The 16,211-nt window shown below is 69.7% G+C and carries 13 protein-coding genes; 3 read left to right on the top strand and 10 right to left on the bottom strand.

The window, feature by feature from the left end; all coding sequences use genetic code 11:
* Positions 1 to 7 precede the first annotated feature (7 nt).
* A complete protein-coding gene (locus ACQP2O_RS29110) occupies positions 8 to 811 on the bottom strand; it encodes a cyclase family protein (protein ID WP_433170506.1) in 804 nt (267 codons plus the stop codon).
* 282 nt (positions 812 to 1,093) lie between these two features.
* Between ACQP2O_RS29110 and ACQP2O_RS29105 the strand changes: the two genes are divergently transcribed.
* Together ACQP2O_RS29105 and ACQP2O_RS29100 are read left to right on the top strand one after the other, a co-directional pair.
* Entirely contained in the window at positions 1,094 to 3,262 is a 2,169-nt protein-coding gene (locus tag ACQP2O_RS29105; RefSeq protein WP_433170504.1) for a thiamine pyrophosphate-dependent enzyme, read from the top strand.
* On the top strand, positions 3,259 to 4,944 hold the full coding sequence (locus ACQP2O_RS29100) for an indolepyruvate oxidoreductase subunit beta family protein (protein ID WP_433170502.1): 1,686 nt from the start codon (positions 3,259 to 3,261) through the stop codon (positions 4,942 to 4,944). The genes ACQP2O_RS29105 and ACQP2O_RS29100 overlap by 4 nt, the downstream gene beginning before the upstream one ends.
* 60 nt (positions 4,945 to 5,004) lie before the next feature.
* Here the strand turns inward: ACQP2O_RS29100 and ACQP2O_RS29095 are convergent, their stop codons facing one another.
* From ACQP2O_RS29095 to ACQP2O_RS29070, 6 genes are all read right to left on the bottom strand, one after another.
* Positions 5,005 to 5,964 carry an AraC family transcriptional regulator gene (locus ACQP2O_RS29095; protein ID WP_433170501.1) on the bottom strand — a complete coding sequence of 320 codons (960 nt, stop codon included), beginning with the start codon at positions 5,962 to 5,964 and terminating at the stop codon, positions 5,005 to 5,007.
* A 174-nt stretch (positions 5,965 to 6,138) separates the two neighbouring features.
* Positions 6,139 to 7,038, bottom strand: a complete 900-nt coding sequence (locus ACQP2O_RS29090) for a PaaX family transcriptional regulator (protein ID WP_433170499.1) — start codon at positions 7,036 to 7,038, stop codon at positions 6,139 to 6,141.
* Positions 7,039 to 7,163: 125 nt separating this feature from the next.
* Positions 7,164 to 9,539: a bifunctional salicylyl-CoA 5-hydroxylase/oxidoreductase gene (locus ACQP2O_RS29085; protein ID WP_433170497.1), complete on the bottom strand. Its 2,376-nt coding sequence runs from the start codon at positions 9,537 to 9,539 to the stop codon at positions 7,164 to 7,166.
* Positions 9,536 to 11,170 (bottom strand): AMP-binding protein, encoded by a 1,635-nt coding sequence (locus ACQP2O_RS29080; protein ID WP_433170495.1) that lies wholly within the window; start codon positions 11,168 to 11,170, stop codon positions 9,536 to 9,538. The genes ACQP2O_RS29085 and ACQP2O_RS29080 overlap by 4 nt, the downstream gene beginning before the upstream one ends.
* Positions 11,167 to 12,102 (bottom strand): acyl-CoA thioesterase, encoded by a 936-nt coding sequence (locus ACQP2O_RS29075; RefSeq protein WP_433170493.1) that lies wholly within the window; start codon positions 12,100 to 12,102, stop codon positions 11,167 to 11,169. The genes ACQP2O_RS29080 and ACQP2O_RS29075 overlap by 4 nt, the downstream gene beginning before the upstream one ends.
* Entirely contained in the window at positions 12,102 to 12,587 is a 486-nt protein-coding gene (locus ACQP2O_RS29070; RefSeq protein ID WP_433170491.1) for a cupin domain-containing protein, read from the bottom strand. The genes ACQP2O_RS29075 and ACQP2O_RS29070 overlap by 1 nt, the downstream gene beginning before the upstream one ends.
* A 146-nt stretch (positions 12,588 to 12,733) precedes the next feature.
* Between ACQP2O_RS29070 and ACQP2O_RS29065 the strand changes: the two genes are divergently transcribed.
* Positions 12,734 to 13,168, top strand: a complete 435-nt coding sequence (locus ACQP2O_RS29065) for a RidA family protein (RefSeq protein WP_433170489.1) — start codon at positions 12,734 to 12,736, stop codon at positions 13,166 to 13,168.
* A gap of 46 nt (positions 13,169 to 13,214) precedes the next feature.
* On the opposite strand, the gene ACQP2O_RS29060 is transcribed toward ACQP2O_RS29065, so the two are convergent.
* The 3 genes from ACQP2O_RS29060 to ACQP2O_RS29050 all read right to left on the bottom strand — a co-directional run bounded on the left by ACQP2O_RS29060 (position 13,215) and on the right by ACQP2O_RS29050 (position 15,973).
* On the bottom strand, positions 13,215 to 14,009 hold the full coding sequence (locus tag ACQP2O_RS29060; RefSeq protein ID WP_433170487.1) for a citryl-CoA lyase: 795 nt from the start codon (positions 14,007 to 14,009) through the stop codon (positions 13,215 to 13,217).
* On the bottom strand, positions 14,006 to 15,160 hold the full coding sequence (locus ACQP2O_RS29055; RefSeq protein ID WP_433170485.1) for a CaiB/BaiF CoA transferase family protein: 1,155 nt from the start codon (positions 15,158 to 15,160) through the stop codon (positions 14,006 to 14,008). The genes ACQP2O_RS29060 and ACQP2O_RS29055 overlap by 4 nt, the downstream gene beginning before the upstream one ends.
* Positions 15,161 to 15,232: 72 nt before the next feature.
* A complete protein-coding gene (locus ACQP2O_RS29050; protein WP_433170483.1) occupies positions 15,233 to 15,973 on the bottom strand; it encodes an IclR family transcriptional regulator in 741 nt (246 codons plus the stop codon).
* Between the last annotated feature and the right edge of the window lie 238 nt (positions 15,974 to 16,211).

Raw genomic sequence — 16,211 nt, 5'->3', positions numbered from 1 at the left:
CTGAAGGTCAGCGTGTGCCCGGGGCCACCAGCGCGAGAACCCGGCAGGGGGAGCCGGAACCGTTGACGATCGGCAGCGGCGCAGCGATCAACATCGCCCCGGTGACGGGAAGACGGTCCAGGTTGCGGAGCTGGGTAAGGCCATACTTCCCCGCGCCGAGCAGGAAGGAATGGCAGGGGAAGGGCGGCTCGAACCCCATCGCGGCGCCGGCGTCGGTGCCGACCGTCTCGACCCCCATGCCCAGGATCCCGGTCTCTTCGGCGAGGTATCGGGCCGCGGCCGGCGTCAGGCCCGGTGTACGCGGGCCGTTCTCGCCCAGGTTGGAGAACGCTGCCGGGTCGTCGGCATGCCGGGACCAGCCGGTGCGGTACAGCAGCCAGGACCGCTCCGGCAGGGGCCCATGCTCGTCCTCCCACGCGTGCAGATCGGCGAGGTCGAGCAGGTAGGTCGGGTCGGCCTCGACCGCTGCCGTCCGGTCGATGACCACCGCGGGGCCGACGAGCCGCTGGGCGGGCACCTGGGCGACGTCGTCCAGGTCCTTGCCGGTCACCCAGTGGTTGGGCGCGTCGAAGTGCGTGCCGGTGTGCTCACCGGTGCGGAAGTTGTTCCAGTACCAGGCCGGGCCGCGGTCGTCGTAGCGGCTGATCTCCTCGAGTTCGAAGCGGGCGGTCTGGCCCATCGGCTCGGGGAGTCGCAGGATCGGCGTCCCGGCGTGCAGGGGCGCGGTGAGGTCGACGACCTCGATCGACCCAGAGGCGAGCTGTTCGGCCACCGCGGCCAGGTGGGCGGCGGAGGTGATGAGGTCGCTCATGCGCGCGGTCCTTCCCGGAGGAATGGTGCAGGTGGCGACGAGCATGACCGCGCGGACGCGCCGATCGAAGACCCCTCTGCGCTCAGCGGATCGAACCCGCGCTGGACGGATAGCCCTCGTGTGAAAGCGGTCTTAAAGTCGCCGGACATCGCACGAAAATCCGCCCGACACGGTCGGCCACGGCGGGAGCGCGGTTTCGTGCCCGGCTCGATCAGAGGTCCGGCGGGCCCGCGGTTCTGAGCCGCCAGTGTGGGGCCGGCTCCACAGAGCGAGGAGGGAACGATGGCGGAGCGATCTTTCGCCGCCGAGATCGGAAAGCTGCGGCAAGGAGCGGGGACCACCTTCAGCGGGGAGGGCATCCTCGCGGTGACCAAGGCGCTTCTGCAGTCGGGCGTCGCGTACGTCGGCGGCTACCAGGGCGCGCCGATCTCCCATCTGATGGACGTGCTCGGTGACGCCCGCGAGGTTCTCTCCGAACTGGACGTGTACTTCGAGAACAGCGCGTCGGAGGCGACGGCGGCCGCGATGCTCGCGGCGTCCGTCAACCAGCCGCTGCGGGGCGCGATCACCTTCAAATCCACCGTCGGCACGAACGTCGCCTCGGACGCACTGGCCAACCTCGCCAGTGGCGGGGTCACCGGAGGCGCGCTGATCATCGTCGGCGAGGACTACGGAGAGGGCTCCAGCATCATGCAGGAGCGCTCGCACGCCTTCGCGATGAAGTCCCAGATGTGGCTGCTCGACCCGCGCCCCAATGTGGCGGCGATCGTGGAAGCGGTCGAGGCCGGATTCGAGCTCTCCGAGGCCAGCAACACGCCGGTGATGCTGGAACTGCGCCTGCGCTCGTGCCACCTGCACGGCACATTCACCGCGAAGGACAACCGCCGGCCTGAGATGACCGTCAAGGACGCGATCGAGAACCCCCGCCGCGACCTGAGCCGGATCGTCCTCCCGCCGGCGACGTTCCTCCACGAAAGGGAGAAGCACGAGCAGCGCCGGCCGGCCGCTGTCCGCTTCATCAGGGAACGCGGTCTCAACGAGGTCTTCGGCAACGGACCGGCCGACGTCGGCATCATCGTCCAAGGCGGCCTCTACAACACCCTCAATCGCTCTCTCGAACTGCTCGGCGCCTCCGACCCGTACGGCCGCACCAGCGTGCCCCTCTACGTCATGAACGTCACCTATCCCGTGGTCGACGACGAGGTCCTGGACTTCTGCGCCGGCAAGAGGGCCGTGCTGCTGCTGGAGGAGGGGCAGCCCGACTACATCGAGCAGAACCTGCACGCCATCCTGCGCCGTGCCGGCAGCGACACCACGCTGCACGGCAAGGACATGCTGCCAACGGTCGGCGAGTACACCTCCACGGCGGTCACCAAGGGCGTGGCGGAGTTCCTCCGCACCTATCTCCCGCAGGCCATCGTCCACGAACCGTCGCTGCTGCTCCCGGAGTCCGACCCCGCGAGCCCGTTCGCACCGCGCGTCGCCGCACCCGAGATGAGGCAGCGCCCGCCGGGCCTGTGCACCGGCTGTCCCGAGCGCCCGATCTTCAGCGCGCTGAAGCTCGCCGAGCGCGAGACCGGGCAGCACCACATCAGCGCCGACATCGGCTGCCATCTCTTCGCCATCAACGAACCGTTCAACCTCGGCGCGACCACGATGGGCTACGGCCTGGGATCGGCGGGCGCATCGGCACTCAATTCCAAGGACGCCGACCGGCGCACCATCGCGATCATGGGGGACGGCGGCTTCTGGCACAACGGACTCACCAGTGGCGTCGGCAACGCGGTCTTCAACGAGAACGACCAGCTGCTCCTCGTGGTCGACAACGCCTACAGCGCCGCGACCGGCGGTCAGGACGTGCTCTCCTCTCAGGCCGACAACCCCATCCGATCCACGAAACACCCGATCGAGAGGGCCGTACGGGGGATCGGCGTGCGCTGGAGCCGCACCGTCACCAACACCTACAAGGTCTCCGCCCTGCGTGATCTCTTCGTCGAGGCGCTGACCACCAAGGAGCCCGGCCCCAAGGTCGTCGTCGCCCAGAGCGAGTGCCAGCTCAACCGGCAGCGGCGGGTGAAGAAGCAGCAGGCGGCCGACCTTGAGGCGGGCAAGCGCGTGGTCCGCGAACGATTCGGCGTCGACCCGGAGACCTGCACGGGCGACCACGCCTGCATTCGTATCTCCGGATGTCCCTCCCTGACCATCACCGACAATCCCGACCCGCTTCGCACCGACCCCATCGCCACCGTGCTGGACAGCTGCGTCGGCTGCGGGGTCTGCGGCGCCAACGCGCACGCCGCGGTCCTGTGCCCGTCGTTCTACCGGACGGACGTCGTGCAGAACCCGACCCGGTGGGACCGGTTCCTCGCCGCGGTACGGACCCGCTGGATCGCGATGGTGTCCAAGGGCCTGGAAGCCCGCGCGGCACGCTACGAGGTGGCAGCACGATGACGGAGACATCCTTCCGAAGCGACCGTGACACGAGCCGGCGCGGCGGACGGCGGCCGGTCACCCTGGCGATCCTGGCGATGGGCGGAGAAGGCGGCGGCGTCCTGGCCGACTGGATCGTCGAGGTCGGCGAGCACGCCGGCTGGACGGCCCAGAACACCTCGGTCGCGGGCGTCGCGCAGCGCACCGGGGCGACCGTGTACTACGTGGAGCTTCTTCCGCCGCCCGCCGACGGCGTTCCCGAGGGCGGACGGAGCCGACCGGTCCTGAGCCTTTTCCCCACACCCGGGGAGGTGGACATCGTCATCGCCTCCGAGCTCATGGAATGCGGTCGTGCCGTCCAGCGCGGGTTCGCCACACCGGACCGCACCACGTTGATCACCTCGACCAGCCGTACGTACTCGGTAGACGAGAAGCTCGCGCTCGGCGACGGCCGGGTGGACGGCGACGAACTCTTCGCCGCCGCGCAGCGCGCCTCGAGGCTTCTGGTGGCGGCCGACTTCGCCGCCATCGCCGAGAGCGCCGGGAGCGTCATCAGCGCCTCCCTGTACGGCGCGCTCGCCGGATCCGGCGCTCTGCCGTTCAGCCGGGAGCGGTTCGAGGCACCGATCCGCGCCTTCCCCAAAGCGGCGGAGCGGTCACTGAAAGCCTTCGCCGCCGCTTACGCGGAGGCGGCGAGCCAGGTGTCCGCGGCGAAGGCGCAGGCCGCCGCACCGCCGACCGGTCCTGCGGGCCGCTCGGGCGGGCCGGTCCCGGTGACGATCGGGCGTCGCCGCCCGGAGACCGCCGAGGACCGCAAGCAGGCCGCCGAACGCGAGCGCACCCGGATCGCGTCGACCGACCCGACCCTCCTCGTGGGACCGGCGCTGACCGCCCAGGCGCGGCGCGCCGCGGAGCTGCCCGCGGCCGTACGCTCGACGGTGCTGCACGGTGTGGTTCGCACGGCTGTTTACCAGAGCCCCGAGTACGCCGACCGGTACCTCGACCGGGTCGCGGCGGTGGCCGACGTCGATCCGGACCGTGACGGCGACGCGGCGCTGACCCACGAGGCCGCACGGCACATCGCACTGTGGATGTGTTACCAGGACACCATCCAGGTCGCCCTGCAGAAGACCCGGCACCACCGTATGGAGCGGGTGCGCAAGGAGGCGAAGGTCGGCGAGGGCCACCTGGCACAGGTCCGTGAGTACCTGCACCCGCAGGTGGATGAGATCACCGACACCCTGCCCGCCGGCCTCGGCGCCAGGCTGCTGCGCTCGAAGCTGTTCGGGAGGCTCGTGCATACCGCCACGCACCGCGGCATCGTGCTCAACACGACGTCCGTCACCGGCTACACCGCGCTGGCGGTATTGGCGCGGATGCGTCCATTGCGCCCGCGGTCACTCCGCTTCGTCCGGGAACAGGAGGCGATCGACGCATGGCTGAATCTCGCGCTCTCCAGGGCTGCGGGAGATGCCGCGCTGGCGCGCGAGATCATCGAGTGCCGGCAGGTCCTGAAGGGCTACGGCGCCACCTACGAGCACGGCGGCGAGAGTTTCGACCTGCTGATGACGGCCGCTCGCGCGCTGCCGGTCACCGCAGCCTCGGCCGAACGGCTCAAGCACTTGCGTGCCGCGGCCCTCGCGGACGAGGACGGCGCGAAGCTCCGCGCCGAGTTGGCGGCGCTGCCGACCGCGGCCGGTTGACCGGGTCCCCGCTCTGCTCGCGCCGTCGTGTGCGTAGGCAGGTGCCCCCTGCTGTTCTGCTCATCCGCGCAGCGTCGTGGAAGGGCTCTCTCCGAAACGGGTGCGGTACTCGGCGGCGAACCGGCCCATGTGGACGAAGCCGTGCTCCAACGCGATGGCCGTCACCGATGCCCCGAACCCGGCGGTGCGCAGCTCGCGATGCACCCGGTCGAGCCGACACGCCCGCAGGTAGGCCATGGGAGTGCTGCCGAGCTCACGGCGGAAGCACTCCTGCAGCGTCCGCACGCTCACCCCCAGCGCCTCGGCGACATCGCCGACGGTGAGCGGCTCGCCATGATGGTCCTCGATGAGGGCACAGGCCCGTCGCACGAGTCTGCCCCGGGGCCGGTGCTCCGCCGAGGCGGACAGCTCGTCGCTGTAGTTGTGCCGGTGGGTCACCAGCAACTGCCCCACGAGCGCCTCCTCGAAGCGACGGGCGACCGCCGGGTGGTCGAGCAGGGAGGACTCCCCGGCGTGGGCGAGCTCCTCGGCGAAGAAGTCGACACCACGCCGCCACGCACGCGCCTGCGGAGTGGTGGTGGGCGCGCCGACCTCGAACCGCACCGGCTCCTCGGGCGGATGCCCCAGCAGTCGCTGCAACTCGCGTTCGACACAGCTGCGCTGGACGTACAGGATCCGGTGCGGTGTTCCCGCCGACCATTCCTTCTCGAACGGGTCCTGCGGCGAGATCACCACGGCCGTTTCGGCGGTGGCGAAGACGGCTTGGCCGGCGTGGTGGACCATGCCCGCGCCTCGGTAGGGCATCTGCACCAGATAGAAGGAGGACAGCGGCTCCGGTTGCACCCGCACCGGGCTGCCGTAGTCGAGGTCGACCACTCCCAGCTCGCCGAGCTTGCGCGCCGCCAGCCGCAGCTTCACCGTACGTTCGGCCTGCGGTGTGAGGCGGTGCGGACAGAAGATCCGGCCGACCTCGACGCGCGCGCGTTCGACGTCGGTTGTGCTGAGCTTCACCGAATCCATGTTGTCTCCATGGGCGGCTGGACCGGACCGCGCCTGGCGCTGGTGCGTCGGTCGTGATGAGGAGCTGAACAGCGTTCCACGGACAAGTGTAGGAAAAAGGGTCCAAGCGGTCTTGGGCTCCTGGCGCCCGTCTCTCGGGGAAAGCCCCGCGGACATTGAGAGGCCGGAGGGCGCTCAGGACGTCTGCTGGAGCGCGTCGCCGCTGTCCGCTTTCCCGGTCGTCCTCGGCTGCGCGGACCAGTAGGGGGCGGCGTGGGCCAGCGCCCGGCCCTCCAGGATCGTGACCATCCGTTCGAACAGTTGGACGGCGGCGGGGCCGCTCCAGTCCTGGGCCAGCACCTCGCGGGGCAGCCCGGGGTCGCGGAACGGCAGCTTGCGCCAGTGGTCGACCACGGCGAGATACGTGACGAAAGCGCGCCTCCCCTCGATGACGGCGGCCTCGGCGAGGCGGTCCGTCTCCGCCGCGTACTCGCCGATGAACTCCCGGTAGCGCCGATCGATCTCGTCGAGGTCCCAGCCGCCTCTGACCATCGTTGAAAGGTCCTGCCCGGCGACGTAGTCACCGACGAAGATGGCGCATTGCCCGGTGAGGTCCAGTTCCGCGATGGCGTGTTGCGCGGCCGGGAGCATCCGTGCGGGGGCGATCCAGACCGCCGATCCGATGTTGCCGAAGCCGAGCGCGGTCAGGTGGGCGGTCAGCCGGTGGCGCAGCGCGCGAGAGGACTCCGGCACGGAGAAGTTCACGAAGCACCAACCGTCGCCCAGGTCGGCGGGTTGCCGCGCGTGCCAGATGACCTCGTCGCCGGCGGCGAGTGCCTCCAGGGCGGCCGGCGTCAGTGCGTAGCCGCGCATTCCCTCGCGGCTCTCCGACACCAGCCATCCGCGCTTCTTGAGCCGGAAGACCGCCGTCCGGACGCTGGGGGCGTCCAGGCCCGCCTCGGTCAGCAGCTCGACCGTACCGGCGATGGGCATCCAGTTGCCCATCTTGCGGACGATGGCACCGAGGAAGCTCACGAGCACCGTCCGGGAACGACCCGCGGCTGCTGTGGGCCGGTCGCCCTTGGTGTCGCTCATTCCAGTGAGTATGCCGGACGGGCGTCCTGTGACCGGTCCGGCCTGCGCAGGGCGGTCGTCGTGGTGGATGCCCGCCGCGCGTGTCCGGTGGACGCCGACCGGGTTCGGGCCCTGGGGCCAGGCGGTCACGCCGACACCGTGCTGGGACGCGGAGTCCACCGCAGGTGCACGCCGTCGTCGGTTCCCTCGCGCAGCAGTGACAGGCGCGGCGGGATCTTGTCGGTGCGGGAGGTGGGCGGCTTGCGGCGGCCCGCCGTCCACTGCACCGGCCACTGCGCGCCGGCCCCTTGGTACTCCTGCTCGGCCGCGGCCTGCAGGGTCCACTGCGGGTTGTAGAGGTGGGTGCGGCCCAGGGCGCACAGGTCGGCCCGTCCGGCGAGCAGGATCGAGTTCACGTCGTCGTAGGAGGAGATGGCGCCGACCGCGATCACCGGAACCCCCGCGGGCCCGGCCACCTGGTGCCGGATCTTGTCGGCGAAGGGTGTCTGGTAGGAGCGGCCGAAGGCGGGCTTCTCGTCCTTGGCGACCTGACCGGTGGAGACGTCGATGGCGGCGGCGCCGTGCTCGATGAACGCGCGGGCGATCTCCACGGCGTCGTCCGCGGTGTTGCCGTCCGGTGTCCAGTCGGTCGCCGAGATACGGACAGTGACGGGGATGCCGGAGGGAACGACCCGGCGCACCGCGTCGAAGACCTTCAGGGGGAACCGCAGCCGGTTCTCCAAGGACCCGCCGTACTCGTCGGTGCGACGGTTGGCGACAGGGGAGAGGAAGGAGGAGAGCAGGTAGCCGTGGGCGGCGTGCACCTCGATGAGGTCGAAGCCCGCATCCGCACCGCGCACGGCGGCGGCGGTGAAGTCGGCGACCACGTTGTCCAGGTCCTCGCGGGTGGCCTCCCGGGGGACGTGGCAGCCGGCACCGTACGGGATCGCCGAGGGGCCGATCACCTCCCAGTTGCCGTCCTCGAGCGGCTGGTCGATGCCCTCCCACATGAGCCTGGTCGAGCCCTTGCGACCGGAGTGGCCGAGCTGCAGGCCGACCTTTCCGGTCGTGTGGTCGTGGACGAAGCCGGTGACCCGGCGCCAGGCGTCGCGCTGCTCGTCCGTCCACAGTCCCGGGCAGCCCGGAGTGATCCGTCCCTCGGACGACACGCAGACCATCTCGCTCATCACCAGGCCGGCCCCGCCCAGCGCCTTGGAACCCAGGTGCACCAGGTGGAAGTCACCGGGGACGCCGGCGACCGAGGAGTACATGTCCATCGGAGAGACGATGACGCGGTTCTTCAGTTCGAGCGGGCCGATCCGGACCGGCTGGAACATCGCCGGGGCCACCTCGGGAGCCTGCTGGTGCCTGGCGAACTCGGCCTCCATCATCGCGGCGAACCCGGCGTCGCGTTCCTTGAGGTTCTCGAACGTGATGCGTCGCGAGCGGGTGAGCAGGTTGAAGACGAACTGCGCCGGGTCCTGGCCGGCGTACATACCGATGTTCTCGAACCATTCGAGTGAGGCCTGCGCGGCCCGCTGCGTCGACTCGACGACGGGTTTGCGCTCCGTCTCGTACGCGGCCAGCGCCTCGGCCACCGTCGGGTGCTCGTGCAGGCAGGCGGCGAGAGCGAGGGCGTCCTCCATGGCGAGCTTGGTGCCCGAACCGATCGAGAAGTGTGCGGTGTGGGCGGCGTCGCCGAGCAGCACCACGTTGCCGTCGTACCAGCGCTCGTTGCGGACCGTCGTGAAGTTCAGCCACTTCGAGTTGTTCGTGAGGACCTGATGGCCCTGCAGCTCTTCGGCGAAGATCTCCGCGATCCTCGCGACGGCGTATTCGTCGGAGACACCCGGCGGGAACACCTGGTCCTCGGTCCGGTCGAAGCCGGCGCGCCGCCAGACGTCCTCGTGCATCTCGACGATGAAGGTCGATCCGGTGTCGGAGAAGGGGTAGCCGTGGATCTGCATGGTGCCCCACTCCGTCTGCCTGACGAAGAACTGGAAGGCCTCGAAGACCAGGTCGGTACCCAGCCAGATGTACTTGTTGTGCCTCCGATCCAGCGACGGCCCGAACGCGTCGGCGTACTTCGTCCGAACGGCGGAGCCGAGGCCGTCGGCGGCCAGGACCAGGTCGTGCGACGCACGCAGTTCGTCCGCGTCGGGAGCCTCGGTGCGGTAGTGAACGGTGACACCGAGCTCGGCGGCCCGCCGCTGCAGGATCTGCAGCAGCTCCTTGCGGCTCATCGCCGCGAAGCCCTGACCGCCGACGGTGAACCGGTCGCCGTTGAACTCGACGTCGATGTCCGTCCAGCGGGCGAACCGGCTCTCCATCGCCGTGTGGATCACCTCGTCGGCGTTGTCGATGCCGCCCAAGGTCTCGTCGGAGAAGACGACACCGAATCCGAAGGTGTCGTCCGGCGCGTTGCGCTCCCAGACGGTGACCTGGTGCGCCGGATCGAGCTGCTTCATCAGGGCGGCGAAGTACAGCCCTCCAGGGCCGCCGCCGACGATGGCGATCCTCATGACCGGTCCTCCACGATCTGACGAAGCTTGAAATGCTGCAGCTTGCCGCTCGGGTTACGCGGCAGGGATTCGACGAACCGCACGTCGCGCGGGTACTTGTACGGCGCGATCTGCTGCTTGACGTGGTCCTGGATGTCCCGGGCCTTCGTCGCATCACCGACCACCCCCGCGCGCAGTACGACGAAAGCGCACACGATCGAGCCGCGGCCGGCGTCGGGCGCGGCGACGACCGCCGATTCGACGACGTCCGGGTGGGTGTCGATGGCGGCCTCGACCTCCGGGCCGGCGATGTTGTAGCCGGACGACACGATCAGGCTGTCGTTGCGCGCCTGGTACCAGAAGTAGCCCTCCTCATCGCGGAAGAAGGTGTCGCCGGTGACGTTCCAGCCGTTGACGACGTAGCCTGCCTGCCGCTCGTCGTCGAGGTAGCGGCAGCCGACCGGGCCGATCACGCCGAGCAGACCCTTGACCCCGGGGCCGAGTTCCTCGCCGTCCGGCCCGAGGATCGTGGCGCGGTATCCGGGCACGGGCTTGCCGGTCGCTCCGGGGCGGATGTCGTCGCCGGTGGCCGAGATGAAGATGTGCAGCATCTCGGTGGCCCCGATCCCATCGATGACCTCGAGGCCGAGCCGGTCGCGCAGTTCCTCCCACAGGCCCTGCGGGATGTGCTCGCCCGCGCTGACCGCACGGCGCAGTCCGGCGAGCCGGTTCGCCTTGCCGGACGTGACGATCTGCTTGTACGCGGTCGGAGCGGTGGCCAGGACGGTCACGCCGTGCTCGGTCACGAGGTCGGCCAGTTGCGTCGGCGTCGCCGTCTCGGTGAGAAAGGCGCAGGCGCCCGCCCGGAGGGTGAAGACGACCAGCATGCCCAGGCCGAAGGTGAAGGCGAGCGGGGCGGTGCACGCCACCAGATCGTCGGACCGCAGCCGGAGCGTGCTCTTCGCGAAAGTGTTGTCGATCGACAGGATGTCGCGGTGGAAATGGGTGGTGATCTTCGGGATGCCGGTGGTGCCCGAGGTCGGCCCGAACAGCGCGACGTCGTCCGCGGCGGTGTCGACCGCGGCGAACAGCCCCGACTTCTCCTTGACGCGGTTGCTCAGGTCATCGGCCGCGTCACCGCCGTACGCCACGACGGTCAGGCCGGGCGCGACCGTGTCCCGTACGGCGAACACGTCGTCGAGGAAGCGATGGTCGACCAGGGCGACGGCCGGCCGTGTCTTCGCCACGATCGGCGCCAGCTCGCGGGCCCGCAGCGCGGCCATGGTGGTGACGGCGATCCCGCCCGCCTTGAGCACGCCCAGCCAGGCGGCGACGGTCCAGGGGTTGTTGGGGGAGCGCAGCAGCACCCGGTTGCCCGGCACCAGGCCCAGGTCCTCGGTGAGAACCTCGGCGACCTGGTTGACCCGCTGCTGGAGCTCGCCGTAGGTCCAGACGTCGCCGTCGGGGGTGCGCAACGCGAGCCGGTCCGGGCCGAGGACCGCCACCGTACGGTCGATCAGTTCGACGGCGGCGTTGAGGCGTTCTGGGTACTGGAGCAGTTCGGTCGTGAACTCCAGCACCGGCCACTGGCCGATCGGGGGGAGGTGGTCGCGGGCGAAGGTGTCGGCGTGGCCCGAGGGCGACAGGCTCATCTGTGCCCTCCCTGGGCGGAACGGATCATCCCTTCCTGCGCGACGGTGGCCAGGTGGGTGCCGTCGGGAGTGAAGAAGCGGCCCGAGGCGAAACCGCGGCCGGCGTCGGCCGCGACGGCCTGCTGGGCGTAGAGCAGCCAGCCGTCCGCCACCCCCGGTCGCGGTGGACGGTGGAACCACATCGCGTGGTCGAGGCTCGCGGTGACCAGGCCCTCCTGCGCCCACGGCAGGCCGAGGACACGCAGCACGGGCTCCAGGATCGTGTAGTCGCAGACGTAGGCGAGGGCGGCCGCGTCGCGCTGTGCGTCGGTGAGCCCGTCGACCGGCCGGAGCGCGTCGAACGGCTTGACCCAGACCGCCTGGTGAGGCTCCCGCTCGCCCTCGATGTCGAGGTAGACCGGGCCCGGCACGTGGCGCATGTCGAAGCTCCGGCCGCCGGACCAGTAGGCCTTGGAGACCTCGGTCATCGTCCCGCCGGTCCGCTCCGCGAGATGGTCCGCTGAACTGGGCAGCTCCTCGGGGACGGGAAGATCCGTGGTGCCCAGCCAGTCGGGGAGGCCGGAGGTGTAGCCGCCGCCGGGCTCGCCGGCGGCGAAATTGGCCAGGCAGACGTAGAGCGGTTTGCCGTTCTGGTAGCCGCGCACCTGCCGGGTCGCGTAGCCACGGCCGTCACGCAGCAGCTCCACCTCGTAGCGCACCTCGGCCCCGATGTCGGCGGGGCGCATGAAGTAGGAATGCATGGAGTGCAGCGTCTTGCCGTCGTCGACGGACCTCATCGCCGCGGCGGCGGCCTGGGCGACCAGGTCGCCGCCGTACGCCTTGGGCCACGGGCAGGGCTGAGTGACCGCAGTGAAGGCGAGGTCGAAGTGCTCGGGCTCCGCGGGGGTCAGAGCGATGGCCGCGGTGAAGATCTCTGACGTGGTGTCGGTCATCAGGGCCGGTCCAGCCAGTCGCGCAGGTCCGCGTCCGGGACCTGGGGGAGATTGACGACGATGTTCTCCGGGGTGCGGGTCGTCATCCAGGTCAGCGGGTTGTTGCGGTCGAGGTTGCACTCGACGTGGGGCATGAACGGCGGGACGAAGACCCAATCGCCCTCCGACATGTCGATGTAGTCCTCGAACTCCGCGCCGAAGTAGATCCGGGCCCGGCCGGAGAGCACATAGCCGCCGGTCTCGGCCTCGCCGTGGTGGTGGGGCACCGACCGGTAGCCGCCCTCGTTGCGGACCTTCCCGAACCAGATCCTGGTCGCCGGGGTGTGCTGGATGCTGACCCCCGAGATCCGGGTGGCGCCGGCGGACTGCCCGGTGTCCGCGGGTTCCGCACCGGCGCGCGTGACGACCGGTACGACCAGGCCGCTCGCGGTGGCGTACATCGAGTTGTCGCCGTCGAGGACGTACTGACTGGGATCTGGGTTCATGAGAACTCCTCCTCAATGGATGAGCGAGGGCGTGACGACCACGGGACCGTATTTCATTATTTCGGCGACCGTCATGTATCTGTCAATAGATGCTACGGTGTCGTAGCAGACAGCGCAGACCCGGCGACGCCCCACAGGAGCTCTCCATGGCGACCAACTCGGCCCCGGTTCCGATCAATCCCGCGTCTCTGCCCAAGCCCAGCGGCTACTCGCACGGGACGCTCAGCGGCAACACGCTCTACCTGGGCGGCCAGACGGCCCTCGACCAGGACATGAAGATCGTCCCCGGCGGCATCGTCGAGCAGTTCCGGCAGGCGTTCGGCAACGTCCTCGCCACGCTGGCGGAAGCGGGTGGCATCCCGCAGGACCTGGTGAGCATCACGCTCTACCTGACCGACATCCCCGACTACCAGGCGCACGGGAAGGAGATCGGGAAGGTGTGGCGCGAGCTCGTGGGCCCGGTCTATCCCGCGATGGCCGGCATCGGCACCACGGGACTGTGGCAGCCCGATGCCTTGATCGAGATCCTCGGTGTCGCGGTCATTCCCGAGGAACGTCTCCTTCGGCCTGCGACGTCATGAGCCTCCGCACCGCCGTATCGGCCATGGCGAACTCGGTTTCGCCGGATCACTGATCGAGGCGTGCGGGCAAGATGGCGCGGGGGATCGGTCCCTTGTTGCGTGTTCCCTGCCGGCTCTCTTCCCACGCGTGTGCCAGGATGCCGATGCTTCGACTGAGCACGAACAGGCCACGGGCCAGCGGGGCGGGGAATCCGAGCTCCGCGTAGATGATCGCTGTCGCGCCGTCGATGTTCATGGGGACCGGCCGGCTTCGCGTCCGGCGGAGGTGTTCCTCGATCGCCTTACCGGCCCGCAGGTGCTCACCGGCCACGACGCCCTCGGTCACCGCCTTCTCCGCCAAGGTGATGAGCGGATCCCGGCGCGGATCGATCGGATGGAAGCGATGCCCGAAGCCGGGGACGTAGCGGGGCCCGGCCGCGATGGCCTGGCCGACCGCCTCCTCGAGGTCGGCTCCGGCGGCCTCGAGCGCGAGGACCTCGTCGAGCAACTCCACGCACTGCTGTCCCGCCCCGCCGTGCGCGTCGCCGAGTGCGTTGACACCGCTCGCGACGGCGCCGTTCAGGCCGATGCCGCAGGTGGCGGCCATCCGGGCGATCGCGATCGAGGGTGCCTGCGGCCCGTGGTCGACGCCTGCGACGAGCGCGGCCTGCAGAAGCGCCGCCTTCGGGCCCGTCGGCAGGTCGCCGCGGAGCATCAACCAGATCATCGAGACCAGGTCGATCTCACCGATGAGTTCCTGCACCGGACGGCCACGGATCTCGACGACGCCGGGTTCCATGTGCGATACCGCGGTCGCCCACCACCGTGCGACGGCCCCGCTGGGATCGATGTCCGAGTTCATGGCGCTTTCCAGATCGATTCGTGGGTGTCCTGTCCCAGGAGAGGAGGTGGCGCCGGCGGGCGCAGGGGCTCGCCGTCATGAAGGACACCGCTTCCGCTGACGCGCAGCACCCGGTCCGTTCCGTCGGGGAAGGGGAGGTCGGTGAAGAAATCGCGGTGCTCCAACTGCTCCAGCCGCACGGCCTGGGGCACCGACACGATCCGCGCCGTGGGCACGCCCACGGCGGTCAGCGCGCGCTCCCATTCTTCGGCGGTCTTCTTCCGCAGCGCGCTGTTGAGCTCGGCGTTCAGCTCCTCGCGGTGGCTCTTGCGCGCCTCGCGTTCGGCGAATCTCGGATCGGCGCGAAGGTCGGGCCGGCCGACCGACTCGCAGAGGGTCTCGAACTGCTCCTGCCGGTTCGCGGAGATGTTGACCGGACCGTCGGCGGCCTGGAAGGTGCCCGAGGGAGCGGCGGTCGCGTTCTGGTCGCCCATCGGCTCGGGCGCGACTCCGCTGACGAGGTAGTTGGAGATCGCCCAGCCCATCGCCGAGATGGCGGCCTCCAGCATGGAGACGTCGAGGAAGACCCCTTTCCCGGTGGCCGCTCTTCCCGCGAGTGCGGCCGAGATGTGCAGGGCCGCGGTGAGCCCGCCGACCGTGTCGCAGACGGGAAAACCGATTCGTACCGGCGCGGTCTCGGGGGTTCCGGTGATGGACATCATGCCGGACAGCCCCTGGATGATCTGGTCGTAGGCCGGGGCCTGGCTCATCGGCCCGGTCTGCCCGAATCCGGAGATGGCGCAGTAGATCAGGCCGGGGTTCAGCTCACGGAGCCGGTCCCAGTCGTAGCCGAGCCGTGCGAGGACCCCTGCCCTGAAGTTCTCCAGGAGCACGTCGGCCTCGCGGGCCATCTTCTCGAACACCTTCCGATCGGCGGCGTCTTTCAGGTTCAGCTCCACCGACCTCTTACCGGCGTTCTGGGCGAGGAACGAAGCCCCCAGGTTCGCGCGGTTGAGCTCCGGGTCCGGCCCCAGTTGTCGCGCCAGGTCACCGTGTTCGGGCATCTCGACCTTGACGACGTCCGCTCCGAGCAGCATCAGTTGGTAGCTGCAGTAGGGGCCGGCCAGCACATTGGTCAGGTCGAGGACCCGGACGCCTCTGAGAGGTGGCATGGATGTCTCCGTATCTCGGCTGGGACAGCGGGCGTCGGCCGGTGCGCCTGCGGGCCGCGGCGCCGGCGGAGGTCACTTGCCGGTGCTCAGCGGCTGCTCGAAACCGCGTTCGGAGATCTGTCGCGCGACGTCGCACAGGTCCGCGGCGAACTGCTCGACCCGTTCCGGAGGGAAGCGCACCGTCGGACCGCTGAGCGACAGCGCGGCGACGATCGTCCCGGCGCGGCCGGTGATCGGAGCGGCGACCGCGGACAGGCCTTCCTCGCGTTCTCCGTGGCTGACCGCCCACCCCTGGTAGGCCGCTTCGTCGATCCATTCGCGTAGGCGTTTGACGTGTCCCTCGCCATAGGGCGAGCTGCGGGCGACGCGCAGGAGCAGGGATTCGGGTGCGTCCCGCAGCAGCACCTTCGACGAGGCTCCCGACCACAGGGGCAGTTCGTCGCCGACGTGGACCACGTGCCGGAGTGGCTGAGGGCTCTCCTGCTGGGCGACGCAGACACGGTAGACGTCGCGCAGCATGTACAGGTTGACGGTCTCCCGCTGCCGGCCGCCGAGGTCTCTCATCTGCCGGCGGGTCTCCGGCGGCAGCTCCCAGCCGCTGCGGACGAGGTGGGCCCAGCGCCACAGCCCTGGACCGGCCATGTAACCGGTCTGTGTCCCCCAGAGGAGTCCGTTCTGCTCCAGGGTCTGGACGAGGCGGATGACGGTCGTCTTGGCCAGACCCGTCTCCTCGACGATCTCCCGGATGGAAAGGGCCGGCCGGTCCTCGCTCAACAGGGCGAGGATGTCCAGTGCGCGCTGGACGCTGCGCACCCCGCCATCATGGCTTTCGGAAGTCACAATCCCTCGCTCTCCCCGATGTCGAACACCGACGCCGCCCTCGGCGGGCCCGGCCTGTTCCGTACGTTACCGCCAGTCCGTGTAGCGGTCCAGTAGAGCCGCTGTGCGGTACGCCGTGTAACAATGCCGAAACGTTGCAGCCGGACACTTCCCCAGCATGGCGTTGGCGTCGACTATGAACGAACTAGTGCGTTCGTTACCTTGAAGGAAC

The sequence above is a fragment of the Actinoallomurus sp. CA-150999 genome (assembly GCF_050942425.1).
Lineage (GTDB): Bacteria > Actinomycetota > Actinomycetes > Streptosporangiales > Streptosporangiaceae > Actinoallomurus.
The sequence above is the reverse complement of the archived record's forward strand: the minus strand, read 5'-3'. Positions and strand labels throughout refer to the sequence as shown.